The organism is Piscinibacter sp. (assembly GCF_050175855.1).
In the GTDB taxonomy this organism is placed as follows: domain Bacteria; phylum Pseudomonadota; class Gammaproteobacteria; order Burkholderiales; family Burkholderiaceae_C; genus Piscinibacter.
The window spans coordinates 1-18,243 of the sequence record NZ_JBFXIO010000016.1 but is presented as its reverse complement, the minus strand read 5'-3'; the positions used below and the strand labels follow the sequence as shown (position 1 = coordinate 18,243).

The 18,243-nt window shown below is 71.9% G+C and carries 20 protein-coding genes; 11 read left to right on the top strand and 9 right to left on the bottom strand.

Annotation, left to right across the window (positions count from 1 at the left end; translation table 11 throughout):
- Nucleotide 1: 1 nt before the first annotated feature.
- From phnL to phnG, 6 genes are read right to left on the bottom strand one after another with little or no spacing between them, the layout of a single operon-like run.
- Nucleotides 2–742 (bottom strand): phosphonate C-P lyase system protein PhnL, encoded by a 741-nt coding sequence (phnL, locus tag AB7U92_RS02760; protein ID WP_428574500.1) that lies wholly within the window; start codon nt 740–742, stop codon nt 2–4.
- Entirely contained in the window at nt 739–1,524 is a 786-nt protein-coding gene (gene phnK, locus AB7U92_RS02755) for a phosphonate C-P lyase system protein PhnK (RefSeq protein WP_428574498.1), read from the bottom strand. The genes phnL and phnK overlap by 4 nt, the downstream gene beginning before the upstream one ends.
- Nucleotides 1,521–2,351, bottom strand: a complete 831-nt coding sequence (locus AB7U92_RS02750; RefSeq protein WP_428574496.1) for an alpha-D-ribose 1-methylphosphonate 5-phosphate C-P-lyase PhnJ — start codon at nt 2,349–2,351, stop codon at nt 1,521–1,523. The genes phnK and AB7U92_RS02750 overlap by 4 nt, the downstream gene beginning before the upstream one ends.
- On the bottom strand, nt 2,348–3,424 hold the full coding sequence (locus AB7U92_RS02745; protein ID WP_428574494.1) for a carbon-phosphorus lyase complex subunit PhnI: 1,077 nt from the start codon (nt 3,422–3,424) through the stop codon (nt 2,348–2,350). The genes AB7U92_RS02750 and AB7U92_RS02745 overlap by 4 nt, the downstream gene beginning before the upstream one ends.
- Nucleotides 3,425–3,427: 3 nt before the next feature.
- Nucleotides 3,428–4,045 carry a phosphonate C-P lyase system protein PhnH gene (gene phnH / locus AB7U92_RS02740; protein WP_428574492.1) on the bottom strand — a complete coding sequence of 206 codons (618 nt, stop codon included), beginning with the start codon at nt 4,043–4,045 and terminating at the stop codon, nt 3,428–3,430.
- The gene (gene phnG, locus AB7U92_RS02735) at nt 4,042–4,518 is read right to left on the bottom strand and encodes a phosphonate C-P lyase system protein PhnG (RefSeq protein ID WP_428574490.1); all 477 of its coding nucleotides are present in this window, start codon (nt 4,516–4,518) and stop codon (nt 4,042–4,044) included. The genes phnH and phnG overlap by 4 nt, the downstream gene beginning before the upstream one ends.
- 67 nt (nt 4,519–4,585) lie before the next feature.
- On the opposite strand from phnG, the gene phnF reads away from it, so the two are divergent.
- Genes phnF through AB7U92_RS02710 form a run of 5 tightly spaced genes read left to right on the top strand, consistent with a single transcriptional unit; the run spans nt 4,586 to nt 7,417 of the window.
- Nucleotides 4,586–5,341 (top strand): phosphonate metabolism transcriptional regulator PhnF, encoded by a 756-nt coding sequence (phnF, locus tag AB7U92_RS02730; RefSeq protein ID WP_428574488.1) that lies wholly within the window; start codon nt 4,586–4,588, stop codon nt 5,339–5,341.
- On the top strand, nt 5,338–6,033 hold the full coding sequence (locus tag AB7U92_RS02725) for a DUF1045 domain-containing protein (protein WP_428574486.1): 696 nt from the start codon (nt 5,338–5,340) through the stop codon (nt 6,031–6,033). The genes phnF and AB7U92_RS02725 overlap by 4 nt, the downstream gene beginning before the upstream one ends.
- A 32-nt stretch (nt 6,034–6,065) precedes the next feature.
- Complete coding sequence (locus AB7U92_RS02720) at nt 6,066–6,650, top strand: phosphonate metabolism protein/1,5-bisphosphokinase (PRPP-forming) PhnN (protein WP_428574484.1); 585 nt, start codon at nt 6,066–6,068, stop codon at nt 6,648–6,650.
- 30 nt (nt 6,651–6,680) lie between these two features.
- Nucleotides 6,681–7,211, top strand: a complete 531-nt coding sequence (locus AB7U92_RS02715) for a SixA phosphatase family protein (protein ID WP_428574482.1) — start codon at nt 6,681–6,683, stop codon at nt 7,209–7,211.
- A complete protein-coding gene (locus AB7U92_RS02710) occupies nt 7,208–7,417 on the top strand; it encodes a DUF2934 domain-containing protein (protein WP_428574480.1) in 210 nt (69 codons plus the stop codon). Before AB7U92_RS02715 ends, AB7U92_RS02710 begins: the two co-directional genes overlap by 4 nt.
- Before the next feature lie 9 nt (nt 7,418–7,426).
- On the opposite strand, the gene AB7U92_RS02705 is transcribed toward AB7U92_RS02710, so the two are convergent.
- Nucleotides 7,427–7,825 (bottom strand): hypothetical protein, encoded by a 399-nt coding sequence (locus tag AB7U92_RS02705; RefSeq protein WP_428574478.1) that lies wholly within the window; start codon nt 7,823–7,825, stop codon nt 7,427–7,429.
- A 91-nt stretch (nt 7,826–7,916) separates the two neighbouring features.
- On the opposite strand from AB7U92_RS02705, the gene AB7U92_RS02700 reads away from it, so the two are divergent.
- Together AB7U92_RS02700 and lplT are read left to right on the top strand one after the other, a co-directional pair.
- Complete coding sequence (locus AB7U92_RS02700; protein WP_428574476.1) at nt 7,917–9,812, top strand: pyruvate kinase; 1,896 nt, start codon at nt 7,917–7,919, stop codon at nt 9,810–9,812.
- 16 nt (nt 9,813–9,828) lie between these two features.
- Nucleotides 9,829–11,019 (top strand): lysophospholipid transporter LplT, encoded by a 1,191-nt coding sequence (lplT, locus tag AB7U92_RS02695; protein WP_428574474.1) that lies wholly within the window; start codon nt 9,829–9,831, stop codon nt 11,017–11,019.
- A gap of 1 nt (nt 11,020) precedes the next feature.
- On the opposite strand, the gene AB7U92_RS02690 is transcribed toward lplT, so the two are convergent.
- Nucleotides 11,021–12,262, bottom strand: a complete 1,242-nt coding sequence (locus AB7U92_RS02690) for a glycosyltransferase family 4 protein (RefSeq protein ID WP_428574472.1) — start codon at nt 12,260–12,262, stop codon at nt 11,021–11,023.
- A gap of 112 nt (nt 12,263–12,374) precedes the next feature.
- Between AB7U92_RS02690 and AB7U92_RS02685 the strand changes: the two genes are divergently transcribed.
- Nucleotides 12,375–12,986 carry a hypothetical protein gene (locus tag AB7U92_RS02685; RefSeq protein WP_428574470.1) on the top strand — a complete coding sequence of 204 codons (612 nt, stop codon included), beginning with the start codon at nt 12,375–12,377 and terminating at the stop codon, nt 12,984–12,986.
- Between the two features lie 3 nt (nt 12,987–12,989).
- On the opposite strand, the gene AB7U92_RS02680 is transcribed toward AB7U92_RS02685, so the two are convergent.
- Nucleotides 12,990–14,639 (bottom strand): aminotransferase class III-fold pyridoxal phosphate-dependent enzyme, encoded by a 1,650-nt coding sequence (locus AB7U92_RS02680; protein ID WP_428574468.1) that lies wholly within the window; start codon nt 14,637–14,639, stop codon nt 12,990–12,992.
- A gap of 52 nt (nt 14,640–14,691) precedes the next feature.
- Between AB7U92_RS02680 and asd the strand changes: the two genes are divergently transcribed.
- The 3 genes from asd to AB7U92_RS02665 all read left to right on the top strand — a co-directional run bounded on the left by asd (nt 14,692) and on the right by AB7U92_RS02665 (nt 18,161).
- Nucleotides 14,692–15,558, top strand: coding sequence for an archaetidylserine decarboxylase (gene asd, locus AB7U92_RS02675; RefSeq protein ID WP_428574466.1), 867 nt, complete (start codon nt 14,692–14,694; stop codon nt 15,556–15,558).
- Between the two features lie 63 nt (nt 15,559–15,621).
- Complete coding sequence (locus tag AB7U92_RS02670) at nt 15,622–16,788, top strand: glycosyltransferase (RefSeq protein ID WP_428574464.1); 1,167 nt, start codon at nt 15,622–15,624, stop codon at nt 16,786–16,788.
- Nucleotides 16,785–18,161: a UDP-glucose dehydrogenase family protein gene (locus AB7U92_RS02665; protein ID WP_428574462.1), complete on the top strand. Its 1,377-nt coding sequence runs from the start codon at nt 16,785–16,787 to the stop codon at nt 18,159–18,161. The genes AB7U92_RS02670 and AB7U92_RS02665 overlap by 4 nt, the downstream gene beginning before the upstream one ends.
- Nucleotides 18,162–18,243: the final 82 nt, after the last annotated feature.

The following is an 18,243-nucleotide window of genomic DNA, read 5'->3' as shown; positions in this document are numbered from 1 at the left end:
CTCAGCTCTCGGTGAAGTCGAAGCGACGGGTGGCCACGGAGTCACGCACCTCCTCGTCGTGGAAGATGCCGACGATGGCGCTGCCGCGCCGCTTGGCCTCCTCGATCAGCTCGATCACGACGCGGCGGTTGGCCGCATCGAGCGAGGCGGTGGGCTCGTCGAGCAGCAGCAGCCGCGCCGGCTCGATGAAGCCGCGGGCGATGTTCACCCGCTGCTGCTCGCCGCCGGAGAAGGTGGCCGGCGGCAGGCCCCACAGGCCGGGTGGCAGGTTCAGCCGCGCCAGCAGCGCGCCGGCCCGCTCGCGTGCCGCCTCCAGCGCAGCCAGGTAGGGCGTGTCGTCGAGCGGGTCGGCGTCGGCTTCCGGGTCCGTCGGGTCGGCCTCCAGGAGGCGCTCGGCCACCACGTCCAGCGCCGGCTGGCGAGGCAGCGAGCGCAGGAACTGGCTGACGTAGGCGATCTCGCGGCGGCGCAGCGCCAGGATCTGGCGCGGCTCGGCTCGCGCGAGGTCGATGCGTTCGCCGCTGGCGCGGTGCAGCCACAGCGCGCCTTCGTCCACTGCGTAGCTGCCGTACAGGCACTTCATCAGCGTCGACTTGCCGCGGCCGGACGGCCCGACCAGCGCCACGCACTCGCCCGCGCCCACCTGCAGGCTGACACCGTCGAGCACCGGCAGCTGCAGCCCGTCGCGCAGGTGCAGCGTGAAGCGCTTGCGCACACCGGCGATGTCGAGGACGGGGTTCATGCGCTCACCACCGACGACACGAGCAGCTGCGTGTAAGGGTGCTGCGGATCGTCGAACACCCGATCGGTCAGCCCCTGCTCGACGATGCGGCCCTGGCGCATCACCAGCGTGCGGTGTGCCAGCAGCCGCGCCACGCCGAGGTCGTGCGTGACGACGATGGCCGAGAGGTGCAGCCGCCCCACCAGCAGGCGAATCAGGTCGAGCAGCCGGGCCTGCACCGAGACGTCGAGCCCCGAGGTCGGCTCGTCCATCAGCACCAGGCGCGGCCGCGTGACGAGGTTGCGCGCGATCTGCAGGCGCTGGCGCATGCCGCCGGAGAACTCGCGCGGCGAGTCGTCCAGCCGCGCCGGATCGAGTTCCACGCGGGCCAGCCAGCGGGTGGCCGTGTCGCGCAGCGCCGCATAGCGGCGTTCGCCCTGGCCCATCAGCCGCTCGCCCACGTTGGCCCCGGCGCTGACGTTCATGCGCAGGCCCTCGTGGGCCTGCTGCTCGACGAATCCCCACTCGGTGCGCGAGAGTTCGCGCCGTTCGCGTTCGCCGACGCGGTGCACGTCGACCTCCCGGCCGTCGCGGCAGCGGTAGAGCACCTGGCCTTCGGCCGGCGCCAGCCGCCCGGCGATGCAGTTCAGCAGCGTCGACTTGCCCGAGCCCGATTCGCCGACGATCGCCAGCACCTCGCCCGGATGCAGCTCGAAGCTCGCCTCGCGCACGGCCCAGGCGCCGTCGTGTGCACCTTCGAAGCGGTGGCACAGCCCTCGCACACGCAGTACCGGATGGCTCATGTGCGGGCCTCCTGCTGCTCGCGGCAGTGGTCGGTGTCGGAGCAGGTCCACTGCGTGCTGCCGTCTTCCATCAGGATCTCGTCGAGGTAGCTGGTGGTGCAGCCGCACAGGGCGCAGGCGTGGCCCTGCGGCTCGATGCGGAACGGGTGGTCGTCGAAGTCGAGGCTCTTCACATCGGTGTAGGGCGGGATCGCGTAGAGCCTCTTCTCGCGCCCGGCGCCGAACAGCTGCAGCGCCGGCATGCGGTGCATCTTCGGGTTGTCGAAGCTCGGGATCGGCGAGGGCGACATCACGTAGCGGCCGTTCACCAGCACCGGGTAGTCGTAGGTGGTGTCGATGCGGCCCCACTGCGCGATGTCCTCGTACAGCTTCACGTTCATCAGGCCGTACTCGGCGAAGGCGTGCAGCTTCAGCGTCTCGCGCCGGCGTGCCTCGAGCTTGTAGAGCGGCTCGGGCTGCGGCACCTGGTAGACGAGGATCTGCGCCTCGGTCAGCGGCCGCTCGGGGATGCGATGGCGCGTCTGGATGATCGTCGCCTCGGCGGTGCGCTCGGTGGTGCGGCCGCCGGTGGTGCGGGCGAAGAAGCGGCGGATGTTGACGGCGTTGGTGGTGTCGTCCGAGCCCTGGTCGATGACCTTGAGCACGTCGTCCTGCCCGATCACCGCGGCCGTGACCTGGATGCCGCCGGTGCCCCAGCCATAGGCCAGCGGCATCTCGCGCGAGCCGAAGGGCACCTGGTGGCCGGGGATCGCCACGGCCTTGAGCAGCGCGCGGCGGATCATGCGCTTGGTGCCCTCGTCGAGGTAGGCGAAGTTGTAGCCGTTCATGGCTTGCGCTCCTCGCGCAGCGCGCGCACCAGCAGCAGCTCCGACTCGAAGGTCACGTAGTGCGGCAGTTTCAGGTGCTGCACGAAGCCGGAGGCCTCGACGTTGTCGCCGTGGCTCAGCACGAATTCGCTGTCCTGCGCCGGGCTGGCGACCTGCTCGTCGAACTCGTCCGCGCGCATCACCCGGTCGACCAGCGACATCGCCATCGCCTTGCGTTCGCCATGGCCGAACACCAGGCCCTGGCCGCGGGTGAACTGCGGCGGCTGCGTGGCGCTGCCGGCGAACTGGTTGACCATCTGGCAGTCGGTCAGCTCGATCTCGCCGATCTCGATGGCGAAGCCGAGTTCGTCCGGCACGATCTCCAGCGGGAGCGCACCGAAGCGGATCTCGCCGGCGAAGGGGTGGGTGTAGGCGTAGCCGCGCTGCGTGGAGTAGCCCATGCCCAGCACCCAGCCCTCGTCGGCGCGGGCGAGCATCTGCAGACGGGCCGTGCGCGGCAGCGGATGGGCCGGCGGATCGCGGGTGATGTCCGGCGGCTCGGGGTCGCCCTCGCTCGGCTCGCACGGCTCGATCAGGCCCTGGGCAGCGAGCTCGTCGATCGGGCTGGCCAGCGGTGTCTCGAGGGCGTCGATGGCCGCGGGCGTCACGGCCTCGGGCGCCGCGCCGGCGCCTGCGAGATCGAAGTCCAGCAGGCGCTGGGTGTAGTCGTAGGTCGGCCCGAGCAGCTGGCCGCCCGGCACGTCTTTGAAAATCGCCGACACGCGCCGCTGTACGCGCATGCGCGAGGTGTCCACCGGCTCGCTGAAGCCCCAGCGGGGCAGCGTGGTGCGGTAGGCGCGCAGCAGGAATACGGCCTCGGTGGTGTCGCCGCGGGACTGCTTGAGCGCCAGCGCGGCCAGGTCGGGGTCGTACAGCGAGGCCTCGGCCATCACGCGGTCGACCAGCAGGCGCAGCTGCTCGCGCAGTTGCGGCGCCTGCAGTTCCGGCACGGCCGGGTCGCCGCGGCGCGCCTGTGCGAGCAGCTTCAGCGAGGCGGCGATCGCCTGCTCGCCCCCCTTGACGGCGATATACATGCGTCAGCCCTCCAGCGACACGCGCGTGCTGCGCGGCAGCGCGGCGAGCCGGTCGCCGCAGGTGAGGATCAGCTCGATGCCGAGCGGGAAGGCAGACTCCAGGTCGCGGCGCGCCTGCCAGAAGCCGGCGTGCAGCCCGCCGGCGCGCAGTGTCTGCACCGTCTCCACGCCCGGCCCGCGCAGCGCCAGCGCCAGGCCCTGGTCGAGTGACGTTACCTCGACGATCAGCGTGGCGCCGTCCTGGGGGACGGCATCGCTGCCGCGCGCCAGTTCGTGCCACAGGGCGGGCGTGGCATGGTCGGCCTCGATCACGGCGAAGCTGGCGCGATGCGCTTCGTCGACATGCTGCACGCCGGTGTGGAACGAGAGGTAGGCCCGGGCCGCCTCGCTGTAAAGCGACGGATGCAGCCACACGCGCGTCTCGGCATCGAGCAGCGCCAGCAGCACGGCGGTAGTCGCTCGACCCAGCCCCGGCGTTTCGAGCGCGTCCAGCACCGCGGCGGGCAGTGCCTGCACGCGCCCGGGGCGCGACATGGCCTCCAGCACCGCGCGGAACACCCGCTGCGCGTCGTGCACGGGCTGACCGAAGCCACGGCCCAGGTCGGCGAGCACGGCGCTCATGCGTTGGTCTCCGGCTGCAGCGCGAAGAAGCGCACGCGGCTGGCCTCGGTGCGCGCGCGTTGGTCGTGGTCACGCACCTGCCGCGCACGGCGCAGTGGTTCGATCAGGTCGCGCATCAGCAGCGGGCGCAGCCCGTCACGCTGCAGCAGCGCGTCGAGCTGGGCGATGCGCTGCGCCTGCGCCTCGTCGCGGCCGAGCACGTGGCCCACGCCCACGGTCACGCAGCCATCGCCGGTTCGCAGGCGCACCGCGCATCGCGTCAGGGTGGCCTCGCCGAGGTTGAAGCGGTCGCCGCGGTTGCCGATGCGCGCGCGCACCATGGTCAGGCCGGTCTCGGGGGCGCGCAGCGTCTCGAAGCGATAGTCCGCCAGCACCGGCGCAGCCAGGCGCTCGAGCTCGTCGGCCCCGGAGCGGGCCAGCACGCGCAGCCAGTCGGCGCGCTGCTGCGGCGTGGCGGAAACGGATTCGGTCATGCGGATGTCATCTAGACGACTCAGGATGCCGGGCAGTATCCGCATGCCCCGTGACAGTTTATTGACCATGCTTCACGACACGATCGACCTCTCGAATGCGCGCGAAGACGCCGCCGCACCGGCAGCGCGATGGGCGCAGATTGCCGCCGCACTGCGTGACGACATCGCCAGCGGCCGCTTCGCCCCTGGCGCCCGCCTGCCCAACGAATCACAGCTCGCCGAGCGTTTCGAGGTGCATCGGCACACGCTGCGCCAGGCGGTGCGGCAGCTCGTGCACGAAGGGCACCTGCGCGTGGTGCAGGGCCGCGGCACCTTCGTGCGCGAGCTGGTGCTCGACTACGCGCTGAAGCGCCGCACGCGCCTGACGGAGAACCTCGCCGAGGCGGGCGAGCGCGCCCAGCGGCAGTTGCTGGCGCACCAGACACTCGTCGCTGGCGAGTGGGCGGCACCGCTGCGCCTGGGCACGCGCGACGAAGTCGAGGTGCTGTACACCCGCGCCGCGGTTCGCGGCCGGCCCATCGGGCTGAGCACCACCGTGTATCCCGCGGCGCGCCTGCACGGCATGGCCGCGGCGTTCGCCGCCACCGGCTCGATCACCGCGGCGCTGCGCCGGCTCGGGGTGGTCGACTACCAGCGCGCCAGCAGCACGGTGTCGTGCCGCCTGCCGACCGCTGCCGAAGCCGATGCGCTGGCGCGCTCCGCCACCGAACCGGTGCTGGTGGTGCAGTTCGTCAGTGTCGACAGCGAGGGCGCGCCGGTGGAGGCCGGGCGCACGCTGTTCGCCGCCGATGCGGTGCAGCTCAGCGTGGCGCACGACGCATGAACGAGCACGACGCCTGGCGCCACGCGGTGTACTTCGCGCCTGCGCCCGAGCATCCGCTGTGGCGAGCCGGCTGCGCCTGGCTGGGCCGCGATCCGCGCGAGGTGCCGGCAACGCCGCCGGCCCGCGAGGCGGTGCGCTCGCCCTGGCGCTACGGCTGGCATGCCACGCTGAAGGCGCCGATGCGGCTGCACGAGGGCGCCTGCGAATCGCGCTGGCTGGACGACGTGGCGACACTGGCCGCCGGCCACGCCGCCTTCGAGATGCCGGGGCTCGACGTGGCACGTGTCGACGACTTCCTGGCGCTGGCGACGCGCCGCGCGCTGGACGCCGATCATCCTCTGCGCCGGCTGGCCGACGACTGCGTGCTGCGGCTCGACCGCTGGCGCGCACCCCTCACGCCCCAAGAACGCCAGCGCCAGTCGCAGCCCGGCATGAGCGAGCGGCAGCTCGAGCACGTCGACCACTACGGTTATGCCCACGTGCTCGACGACTGGCGCTTCCACATGACGCTCAGCGACAGCGTCGCCGGCTGGCCGGTGGCACGGGTCGACGCGCTGCGCGAGGCCGCCCGCGCCCACTTCGAGACGGCGCTGGCCGTGCCGCTTCGCTGCGATGCGCTGTGCGTCTTCGTCGAGCCGGCGCCGGGCGCGCCGTTCGAACTGCGTCACCGCTTTCCGCTGGCGCCGGCATGACGTCACTTGCCGATGCCTCGCAGCGGCTGATCGTGGTCGTCGGCCCCTCCGGCGCGGGCAAGGACAGCGTGATCTCGGCCTGGTTGCGGGGCCAGCCCAGAGCCGCCCGGCCGCATCGGGTGAGGCGCACGATCACGCGGCCGGCCGATGTGCACGAAGCCCACGAGAGCATCGGCGCATGTGCCTTCGCGGCCGCCCGCGAGGCGGGCGCGTTCGCCTTCCACTGGCAGGCGCACGGCCTCGACTATGGCATTCGCCACGGCGAGCTCGCCGCGCTGGCCGCGGGCGGCTGGGTGGTGATGAACGGTTCGCGCGAACACCTGGCGCAGTTGCGCGCCGTCGCGCCGCAGGCCCGGGTGGTCGAGATCGATGCACCCGCAGCCCTGCGCCAGAGGCGCCTGCACGATCGCTCGCGGGAAGATGCCGAAGGCCGGGCGGCGCGGATCGTCCGAGAAGCGCCGCCCGCGCAGGCTGACCTGCGCATCGTCAACGACGGTTCGCTCGATGAGGCCGTGGCCACGCTCGAGCGATGGTGGAACGCGATCGTCGAGGATCGCGCGACCGGCGATTGCGGAATATCAACGCCCGGCGCGGGCGTGGTCGCCTCTGAAACGTGACTGTCACATGGCGGCCCAACACTGCGCCGCATGAAGACCCTGCTGCTCGTTCGCCACGCCAGCTCCGGCTGCGACGACATGTCGCTGGCCGACCGATTCCGGCCCGTCGACGCGCGCGGCGAGCGTGAACTGGCCTGGCTGGCGCGCTGCGCGCGCGACCATGGCGGTCTGCTGCAACTGATCGTGTCCAGCCCCGCGCAGCGGGCGATGGCCACGGCGCGCGTGCTGGCCGAGGCGGCGGGCCTGCGCGGCGACGCGGTGCGCGCCGACGATCGGCTCTACGAAGGCGGTGCGCGGCGCCTGCTCGATCTCGTGGCCGGGTTCGACGACGAGTACACCCATGCTGCCGTGGTCGGCCACAACCCCGAGCTCGCCGACCTGGGCCGCCACTTCGCCACGGCCATCACCCACCTGCCCAGCGCCGGCGTGGCCATGCTGCGCTTCGACGCCGGCTCCTGGCGCGACGCCGTTCGCGGCCGCGCGACGCATGCGGTGCTCGATGCGCCGCTGCTGCCGCGCACGCCCGTCCCACCGATCACTCACCCTGGAATCTCGGCATGACCTCGCACGCAGAAGCACTGATCGACTTGTCGGTATCGGCGGAGCTGGCCGGCTTCCCGCCGGAGCGCCGGCACGAACTGATCTCCGAAGCCGCCTACTTCCGCGCCCAGGCGCGAGGCTTCGCGCCCGGCAACGATCTCGACGACTGGCTGGACGCCGAAGCGGAGGTCGACGAGCGGCTGGCCGAGCACGGCTTCCGCCCGTAGCCCGGCGACTCAGGCGCCTTTCTTGGGGCGGCCCGGCTTGAGCGGCGCCAGCGCGTCGAGCGCGGCCTTGAGCGCGGTGTCGTTCAGACCGGCCAGCGCCTGCAGTCCGGCGCGCAGCAGTTCGCTCTTCTTGGCCGGGCGCTTGAAGCCGATCGCCCGCTCCTTCAGCGCCCCGATCAGCGCGAAGTCCGCCTGCGGCATGGTGAAGCTGTCACGCACCAGCTTGGCCTTGGTCTTGACTTCCTTGGGCGCGGTCGGCGCCGGCGTGGCCGGCTTGGCGGCGGGCTTCACGGCGGACTTCGCGGCCGGGGCCACGACCTTCTTCGCCTTGGCAGGCCGGGCCGACGGGGCAGCCGCCGTCTTCTTCGCGGCGGGGCGGGTCTTGGTGGCGGGGGGGCGGGTGGCCATGGGCTGGGGTTCCTTACGAATAAATGATTTATACAGTTTATACGAAACCGGGCCTACACACCTGCCACATGCGCCGCCCACACTCACGCGCATGGACATGCTGATGGATCCGGCGGTGCAGGCTGCGCACGCCGGCGGCGGCTGGGACGCCCCCGCCTGCCACGCGCTGATCGACGAACTGCTGGCCCTGCGCCAGGCCATGTTCGAGCACGAACGCGGCCTCGCCGCCTGGATCGCCGAGGCCGGCGAGCCACGAGCGCCGAGCGCACGCAACCTGGCGCACTACCTCGCGCTGCGCGGCACCGACCTGCGCGGCCTGCAGGAGCGGCTGGCGCGGCTGGGGCTCTCGTCGCTGGGCCGCAGCGAGAGCCACGTGCTGGCCAACCTCGACAAGGTGCTGGGCCTGCTGCACGTGTTGACCGGCCGGCCATGGCAGAACCAGTCGGGCGACGAGCCGGCCGGGTTCGGCTCGGGCCGCCAGCACCTGGAAGGGCGCACCGAGGCGCTGTTCGGCGCGCCACCGGCCGGGCGCGACGTGCGCATCATGGTGACGCTGCCCTCCACGGCGGCACACGATGCCGCGCTGATCGGCGCGCTGGTGCACGCCGGCATGGACGTGGCGCGCATCAATTGCGCGCACGACGATGCGCCGGCCTGGATGGCGATGGCCTCGCACGTGCGGCGCGCGGCGGCCGCCGGCGGCCGCAGCGTGAAGGTGCTGATGGACCTGGCCGGCCCGAAGATCCGCACCGGGCCGATCGCCGCCGGTCCGGCGGTGCTGAAGATCAAGCCGCGCCGAGACGACTACGGCCAGCTGACCCATCCGGCGCTGGTGGGTCTGCGCGCCGTCGGCAGCCGCGTGCCGGTGTTCGGCGCCGGCGCGGTGATCGAGGTCGATCCGCTCTGGCTGGAGCAGCTGCGTGCCGGCGACCGCATCGATTTCGTCGACGCGCGCGCGGCCGACCGCCGCATGACGGTGATCGACGAGCGCGCCGGCGGCGTGCTGCTGGAGTGCCGCCAGACCGCCTACCTGACGGACGGCACCTGGCTGCGCCTGCATGGCCGCGACGTGCCCACTCCCGATACCCCGGTACATGGCCTGCCGCCGGCGCAGGGCCGCATCCGCCTGTACCGCGGCGACACGCTGCGCCTGACCCGCGATGGCCTCGGCCATGGCGGCAGCCACGGCGAACACGACCGGCGCGTCGCGCCGGCCTGTGTGCCGTGCACCTTGCCGGAAGTGCTGGACCAGGTGCGCAAGGGCGAGCGGGTGTGGTTCGACGACGGCCGCATCGGCGGCGTGATCCGCCGCGTGGCGGCACGCGGCGTCGATGTCGAGATCACGGATGCGCCGGACGAAGGCGTCGACCTGCTGTCCGACAAGGGCATCAACCTGCCGGACAGCGCACTGGCGCTGCCGGCGCTGACGGCGAAGGACCGCGAGGACCTCGACGTCGCCGCGCGCCATGCCGACATCGTCGGGCTGTCGTTCGTGCAGGTCGCCGACGACGTGCGCATGCTGCGCGCCGAGCTCGCCGCGCGAGGCGCGCAGGCGCTGGCGATCATGCTGAAGATCGAGACCCGGCGCGGCTTCGAGCACCTGCCCGAACTGCTGTACGCGGCCATGGGCGCCGGGGCGGCCGGCGTGATGATCGCCCGCGGCGACCTGGCGGTGGAGTGCGGCTTCGAACGCATGGCCGAGGTGCAGGAGGAGATCCTCTGGGCCTGCGAGGCGGCGCACATGCCCGTGGTCTGGGCCACGCAGGTGCTGGAATCGCTGGCCAAGCGCGGCCTGGCCTCGCGCGCCGAGATCACCGACGCGGCGATGGGCGAGCGTGCCGAGTGCGTGATGCTCAACAAGGGCGCGCACATCCTCGAGGCCATGCGCACGCTCGACGACGTGCTGCGCCGCATGCAGAGCCACCAGGCGAAGAAGCGGCCGCTGATGCGCGCGCTGAAGTCCTGGAACCTCGCCGGCGCGCGCTGAGGTGCCGGCGGCGCACTTGCCGTCGGGCTTCCATCGGCTGATCGCCGCCCAGTTCTTTTCCGCGCTGGCCGACAACGCGCTGCTGATCGTCACCATGGCGCTGCTGCAGCAGCGCGGCGCGCCGGCCTGGTGGGCGCCGCTGCTGAAGTTCGGCTTCACGCTGTCGTACGTGCTGCTCGCGCCGGTGGTCGGGCCGCTGTCCGACGCCTTCCCGAAGGCGCGGCTGATGGCCTGGATGAATGGCGTCAAGGTGCTGGGCGTGCTCGCGCTGCTGGCCGGCGCCAACCCGATCGCCGCCTTCGTCGTCGTGGGTTTCGGCGCCGCGGCCTATGCGCCGGCCAAATACGGTCTGGTCACCGAACTGGTCACGCCACAGCAGCTGGTGGCGGCCAACGGCTGGCTGGAAGTGACGGTGGTCTGTGCCGTGCTGCTCGGCACGGTGGCCGGCGGCGTGCTGGTCAGCCCGGCGATGGCGGGGCTGGCCGCCTCCGGAGTCTCGGCGCTGCACCTGCTGCTGGCCGTCTATGCGCTGGCCGCCTGGCTCAACATCGGCATTCCCGACAGCGGCGCGCGCTATGCGCGCCGCTCCATCCATCCGATCGCGCTGCTGCGCGATTTTCGCGCCGGCAATGCCACGCTGTGGGGCGATGCGCTGGGCGGCCTGTCGCTGGCCGCCACCACCTTGTTCTGGGGCGCGGGCGCCACGCTGCAGTTCGTGGTGCTGCGCTGGGCGCAGGAGCACCTGGGCCTGCCGCTGCACCAATCGAGCTACCTGCAGGCGGCGGTGGCGGTGGGCGTGGTCGCCGGGGCCGCGCTGGCCGGCCGCTTCGTGGCGCTGGCCGACGCGCGCCGCATGCTCGCCTTCGGCGTCGCGCTCGGCCTGATGCTGCCGCTGGTGGCCAGCACGCGCAGCCTGTGGCTGGCCGTGCCGCTGCTGCTGCTGGCCGGTGCGGTGGGCGGCCTGATGGTGGTGCCGCTGAACGCGCTGCTGCAGCACCGCGGTTGCCTGCTGCTGACGGCCGGCCGCTCGATCGCCGTGCAGGGCTTCAACGAGAACGCCAGCATCCTGGCGATGCTGGCGGTCTACGCGGGCCTGGTGGCGCTGGAGCTGCCGATCGTGCCGCTGATGTGGGGTTTCGGGCTGCTGCTGGCGCTGGCCATCGCGGTGCTGATGCGCCGCGCGCGCGTCGCGCCGGCAGCCGTCTGAATCAGGCGTGCAGCCCGGGTGCCGCCTTGGCGGGAAGCCCCTGTGCGCCCGCGGCCTCGCGGATCACCGTCGTGAGCACGCCTTCGAAGCGTTGCACGATCGTCGACCAGTCCAACAGCAGCGCACGCTCGCGCGCCGCGCGGCCGAGCCGCTCGCGGCGGGCCGGGTCGAAGGCGAGCGCCAGCGCCGCCTCGGCGAAAGCGCGGCCGTCGCCGAAGGGCACGCGCACGCCTTGAGCGTCGTGGTCGATCAGCTGCGCGGCTGCGGCGTAGTCGAACGCCACCACCGGCAGGCCGCTGGCCATCGCTTCGGTGGTGACGTTGCCGAAGGTCTCGGTCAGGCTGGGGAAGAGGAACAGATCCGCGCTGGCGTAGTGCGCGGCCAGGTCGTCGCCGCGGCGCTGGCCGGCGAAGACGCCACCCGGGCAGGCCGATCGCAGTTCCTGCTCCAGCGGCCCGCCGCCCACCAGCACTAGGCGCGAGGAGGGCACGCGCCGCTCGATGGCGCGGAAGGCGTCGATCAGCACGTCGAGGTTCTTCTCGCGCGCCAGCCGGCCGACGCAGCAGACCACCAGCGTGTCGTCGTCCGCACCCCAGCTCGCCCGCAGTGCCGCGCTGCGCCGCGCGGGGTCGAACTGACGCGTGTCGACGCCGCGCGTCACCACCTCCAGCCGCTCGAAGCCTTCGGAGCGCAGTTCGCGGCGCAGGCCCTCGGTGGGCACCATGGTGCACAGGGTGCGGTTATGGAACTTGCGCAGATAACCCATGATGGGCTTGCGCAGCCAGCCGATGCCGTAGTGCTGGGTGTAGCTGTGGAAGTTGGTACGGAAGTCGGAGCACACCGGCAGCTTGAGGTGCAGTGCGGCCTGCAGCGCCGACCAGCCCAGCGGGCCTTCGGTGGCGATGTGCACCACGTCGGGCCGCTGCAGCGTCCACAGCTTGACCAGCGTGCGCTTGGAGGGCATGCCCATGCGCAGGCTCGGGTAGCGCGGGATCGGCATGCCGCGCAGCAGCACCTCGTGGAAGCGGTCACCGCGGTCGGGCGTGTCGGCGCCTTCCTGGCGCGGGCGCACCAGCTGCACGTCGTGGTTGCGCGCATGCAGGCCCTCGACCATGCGCGCCACCGTCAGCGACACGCCGTTGACCTCGGGGGGGTAGGTCTCGGTGACGCAGGCCACCCGCAGCGAGCGCGCCGCCGCCGGGAAGTGGTCGACGACGAGTCCGGCTTCGGGCGCTGGTTCCATGTGCGCATCGTGGCGATGTGGCGCGACGGTTCGATGACACGGTGCCCGTCACGTGCGTTTCATGCACGGGCGTCACGATCGCGTCACCCATCCACCGTTGTCGAGGGCATCCGTGAATCAACTCCTGCAAGAGCTGCAAACCCTGCGCTGGGACGATCACCGCTACTACCACCAGAGCCGCATCAACCAGAGCCTGCACTTCGTCAGCGCGATCAGCTTCGTGGTCGCCTACGTGCTGCTGTTCATCGACCCGCCGATGGCGGCCATCGTTGGCTGGTGCGTCTCGATGGTCACGCGCCAGTCGGGCCACTTCTTCTTCGAGCCGCGCGGCTTCGACCACGTCAACCAGGTCACCGACGAGTACAAGGAAGAGGTGAAGGTCGGCTACAACATGCAGCGCAAGACCGTGCTGCTGGCGGTGTGGCTGCTGATCCCGGCAGTGCTGTGGTTCGAGCCCTCGCTGTTCGGCCTGATCGAGCCGGCCGAAGGCGTCATGGGCCTCCTGCGGGACGTCGGCAGTGCCTGGCTGGCCCTGGCCATCGTCGGGCTGGCGTTTCGCGTCGGCCAGCTGTGGAAGCAGGACCGGGCGCGCACCGGCTTCGTCTGGCTGGCGAAGATCCTCACCGACCCCTTCCACGACATCGCGCTGTACCACAGGGCCCCGCTGCACCTGCTGCGCGGCGAACTGCTCGACCCGATGCCGCACGTGCGGCACCGGCCCTGAGCCTCAGAAGCGCTGGTGCAGCATCTCGCGCAGCAGGCTGCGCCGGATGCCGCGGTCGGACATCGCCGGGTCGTGCCACCACCAGCCGTCCTCGTGCATCTGCCGCGCCGCCGCCACGAAGCGCTCACGCACCTGCGCCACCTCGTGCGGCCCGTAGTCCAGGCTGAAGATCAGCCGGCCGGTGCCCACCCAGCTGAGCGCCAGGCCGTGGGCCCGCAGGTAGAACTGCAGCATCCAGTTGTAGCGCGAGGGCTGGGTGTAGAGCACCGTCCAGATCGTCGACAGGTGGGCCACGCGCACCGGCACGCTGGCCTTCGCCAGCGCCTCGTTGAACGAGCGGGCATGGGCGTCCCAGCGCGCGTCGAGGCCGCCGTACAGCGCCTGCACCTCGGGCCGGTCGAGCCGCTCGAGGAAGGCGCGCATCGCCGTCATCACGTAGGGGTGGGCGTTGAAGGTGCCGCGCGCGAAGCAGATGTCGACGGGGCGGTCCTCGCGGTAGCGCTTCATCAGTTCGCGCCGTCCGCACACCACGCCGACCGGCAGGCCGCCTCCCAGCGTCTTGCCGTAGGTGACCATGTCGGCGCGCACGCCGAAGTATTGCTGCGCGCCGCCCGGCGCGAGGCGGAAGCCGACGAACACCTCGTCGAAGATCAGCACGATGCCGCGCTCGCTGCACACCTCGCGCAGGCGGCGCAGCCAGGCGGTGTAGGCGACACGGTCGAAGCCGGCGCGCCGTGTGCTGTCGACCAGCGACGAATCGCCGGGCGCCGCGCTATTGGGGTGCAGCGCCTGCAGCGGATTGACGAGAACGCAGGCGATGTCGCGCCGGCTGCGCAGCACCTGCAGGCTGCGCTCGTCCATGTCCTTGAGCGTGTAGGTCTCGCGCGGTGGCAGCGGGTTGCCGGGCCCGGGCTGCACGTCCTCCCACCAGCCGTGGTAGGCGCCGGTGAAGCGCACGAGGTGGGTGCGGCGCGTGTGGTAGCGGGCCAGGCGCACGGCCTGCATCACCGCTTCGGTGCCCGACATGTGGAACGACACCTCGTCGAGGCCGGAGATCTCACGCAGCCGGCGCACGTTGTCCAGCAACGCCGGGTGGTACTGGCCGAGCACCGGCCCGAGGGCGCGCGCCGAGACCACCGCCTCGTCGATGCAGGCCTTGTAGGTCTCGTAGCCCAGCAGGTTGACGCCGTAGGAGCCGGTGAGGTCGAAGAAGCGGTTGCCGTCGAGGTCTTCCACCTGCATGCCGTCGCTGGCGCGCAGGAAGCTGCCGAGCTTCAGGTGTTCGCGCAGGTAGGGGCTGTACTGGAAGGGCACACGGTAGCTGCCGGTGAACTGCAGGTCCGACAGGCCCTCGCGCGCCTCGGCGGTGGCGGCGGCGGTCTTCGGCCAGCGCTGCGCGAAGTCCTCGGCGAGCCGGCGGAACGCGGCGCGGCGCCGGGCCTGCACCTCGTCGGGCGCGCCGTCGGAGCCGAAGAAGCGCGCTTCGTCGTAGGCGTAGCCGGGGATCAGCGAGGCGATGCGCTTGGCGATGCGCGCATGGCCGGCCAGCGAGCGGTGCTTGGCGCGCGACAGCTGCAGCCGCCGGTGCGCTGCAGGCAGCGTCCAGGCCAGCAGGCCGAGGGCGACGGCCGAGAGAGCGAAGGTTTCTTCCATGTTGCGGTCCGGTTGCGACCGCGCCTGTCTACCCGTCTTGATTGACAAGCTCATGAATCTGCACGCCCTGCGTCGCTTCTTCCAGCAGGAAGACCTCAACTTCCTGCTCACCAACCGCGTGCCGCGCATCGCGCTGACGCGGCTGATGGGCCGCTTCAGCCGCATCGAGAGCCCGTGGCTGGCGCGAGCGTCGATCGCGGTATGGCGGCTGTTCACCGACCTCGACCTCTCGGAGGCGAAGCAGCAGCGCTTCGCCAGCCTGCACGCGTGCTTCACCCGCGAGCTGCGCGAGGGCGCGCGGACGGTGGATGCGCGACCGGAGGTCTTCGCCAGCCCCTGCGACGCCATCGTCGGCGAGTGCGGGCCGGTGCGCGGCACGCAGCTGTTCCAGGCCAAGGGCTTCCCGTACGAGATGGGCGAGCTGTTCGGCCCGACGCAGGACAGCACGCCCTTCCACGACGGCGTCTTCGTGACGCTGCGCCTGACCTCGGCGATGTACCACCGCTTCCACGCGCCGCACGATGCGACGCTGGAGCACGTCACCTACCTCAGCGGCGACACCTGGAACGTCAACCCGATCGCCCTGGCGCGGGTGGAGCGGCTGTTCTGCCGCAACGAGCGTGCCGTGCTGCGCCTGCGCCTCGCGCGCAGTGGCCACCCGGTGGCGCTGGTGCCGGTGGCGGCGATCCTGGTGGCCAGCCTGCGCCTGCACGCACCCGACCTGCGGCTGCACCTGCGCTACCGCGGGCCGAACGAGATCCCGTGCCACGAGCCGGTCGCCAAGGGCCAGGAACTCGGCTGGTTCGAGCACGGCTCGACCATCATCGTCTTCGCGCCGCCCGGCTTCTCGCTGGCCCCCGGCGTGGCCCAGGGCCTGCGCATCCGCATGGGCGAGCCCCTGTTGCGCCTGCCGGCCTGAGCGTCACGGCGCTGTCGCCCCGCCTTCACGGCCGCGTCACTCCGCGTGCCGACGATGCGCGCCATGAAGACCGTCGACCTCGTCTACTTCAACGCCGGCGGCGGGCACCGCGCGGCTGCGCTGGCCCTGCAGGAGGCCATTGCGCTGCAGCAGCGGCCCTGGCAGGTGCGCCTGGTCAACCTCACCGAGGTGCTGGATCCGGCCGGCCGCTTCCGGCGCGCCACCGGCATGGACCCGGAAGATCTCTACAACAAGCGCCTCGCGCGCGGCTGGACGCTGGGCATGGCCCAGGAGCTCAAGCTGCTGCAGGGCGTGATCCGCATGGCGCACAGTTCGCTCGTGCGCACGCTGCAGCAGCACTGGCTGCGCAGCGAGCCCGACATCGTCGTCTCGCTGATCCCGAACTTCAACCGCGCACTCGGCGAGTCGCTCGCCGGGGCCCTGCCGGGTGTCCCGTTCGTGACGGTGCTGACCGACATGGCCGACCACCCGCCTCACTTCTGGATCGAGCCGGAACTGCCCCAGCACGTCGTCTGCGGCACCGACGAGGCGCTGGCGCAGGCGCGCGCCGCCGGCTACCGCAACGACCAGCTCTCGCTGACCAGCGGCATGATCCTGCACCCCTCGTTCCACGCGCCGATGCGCGTCGACCGCGAGCGTGCGCTGGCCGCGCTGGGGCTGGACCCGACACGGCCCACCGGGCTGGTGATGTTCGGCGGCCAGGGCTCGATGCAGATGCTGCGCATCGCCCGGCTGCTGGGTGACCGGCAACTCATCCTGATGTGCGGCCACAACGCCGCGCTCGCCGATGCCCTGCGCCGCCTGCGGCGCCCCGCACCGCACGCCGTGCTGGGTTTCACCCGCGAGGTGGCGCGGACCATGGCGCTGGCCGACTGGTTCGTCGGCAAGCCCGGGCCGGGCAGCCTCAGCGAGGCGCTGCACATGGGCCTGCCGGTGGTCACCTTCTCGAACGCCTGGACCATGCCGCAGGAGCGCTTCAACACGCGCTGGGTCGAGCAGCACGGCGTGGGCCGCGTCATCGGCTCGCTCCGGCAGCTGCCGCAGGCCGTCGAGGCGTTGATCGCCGATCTGCCGGCCCTGCGCCAGCGCGTCGGCGCGCTGCACAACCGCGCCGTCTTCGAAGTGCCCGACATCCTCGAGGCCCAGCTGATGCGCGCGGCCGTGCCGTTGCCCACCACGCTAGCCCAGCTGCAAGGAGAGCCCGCATGAAGGTCTGCATCTTCGGAGCCGGCTACGTCGGCCTGGTCACGGCGGCCTGCCTGGCCGAGATGGGCAACAGCGTCGTCTGCGTCGACGTCGACGAATCCCGCGTCGCGGCGCTCGACCGTGGCGAGATGCCGATCCACGAGCCCGGCCTGGCCGAACTGGTGGCGCGCAACGCCGCCGCCGGGCGCCTGGACTTCACCACCGACGCCGCGCGCGGCGTGGCGCACGGCACACTGATCTTCATCGCGGTGGGCACGCCCGCCGCCGAGGACGGCTCGGCCGACCTCGACCACGTGCTCGCCGCGGCCACGACCATCGGCGCCCACATGCGCGACTACAAGGTGGTGGTCGACAAGAGCACCGTGCCGGTGGGCACCGCCGACCGGGTGCGGCGCACCATCGAGGCCGAGCTGCGCCGGCGTGCCGCCGTGCTGCCATTCGCCGTGGTCTCCAACCCCGAGTTCCTCAAGGAAGGCGCGGCGATCGAGGACTTCATGCGGCCCGACCGCATCATCGTCGGCGCCGACGACGAGCAGGCGACGCTGCTGATGCGCGCGCTGTACGCCCCATTCCAGCGCAACCACGAACGCCTGTTCGTGATGGACGTGCGCAGCGCGGAGATGACCAAGTACGTGGCCAATGCGATGCTGGCCACGCGCATCAGCTTCATGAACGAGATGGCGACGCTGGCCGAGCAGCTCGGTGCCGACATCGAGCTGGTGCGCCAGGGCATCGGAAGCGACCCGCGCATCGGTACGCACTTCCTCTATGCCGGCTGCGGCTGGGGCGGTTCGTGCTTCCCGAAAGACGTCAAGGCGCTGCGCCGCATGGGCCAGACGTCGGGCCTCGAGATGGCCATGCTCGGCGCTGTGCATCAGGTCAACGACGCCCAGCGCCGGCTGCTCGCGCAGCGCGTCGTGGCGCGCTTCGGCGACGACCTGCGCGGCCGCGTGTTCGCGCTGTGGGGCCTGTCGTTCAAGCCGGGCACCGACGACCTGCGCGAGGCGCCCAGCCTGGTGATCATCGACGAGCTGCTGGCGCGCGGCGCGCGGATCCGCGCCTTCGATCCGGTGGCCATGCCCGCCTTCGCCGCGCACCACGGCTGGCGCCACGGCGTCGAGCTCGCGGCCACGCCCTACGACGCCGCCAGCGGCGCCGACGCGCTCCTGCTGGTGACCGAGTGGCGAGAGTTCCGCAGCCCCGACTTCCAGCGCCTGGGCGACCTGTTGCGCCAGCGACTGGTGTTCGACGGCCGCAACCTCTGGGACCCGGCGCTGATGCAGTCGTTCGGCTTCGAATACCTGGGCATCGGCCGCGGCACGGCGGGCGCCCTGCCGGTGGCGCTCACGCCGGTGCCGTCTCTGCAGGCGGCCTGACCTCGCCGGCGGCCGGCGCAGCGGCCGTCACCGCCGCGGGCCGCCACAGCATCTCGCCGCGGTCGATGATCTCGAGGCGGCC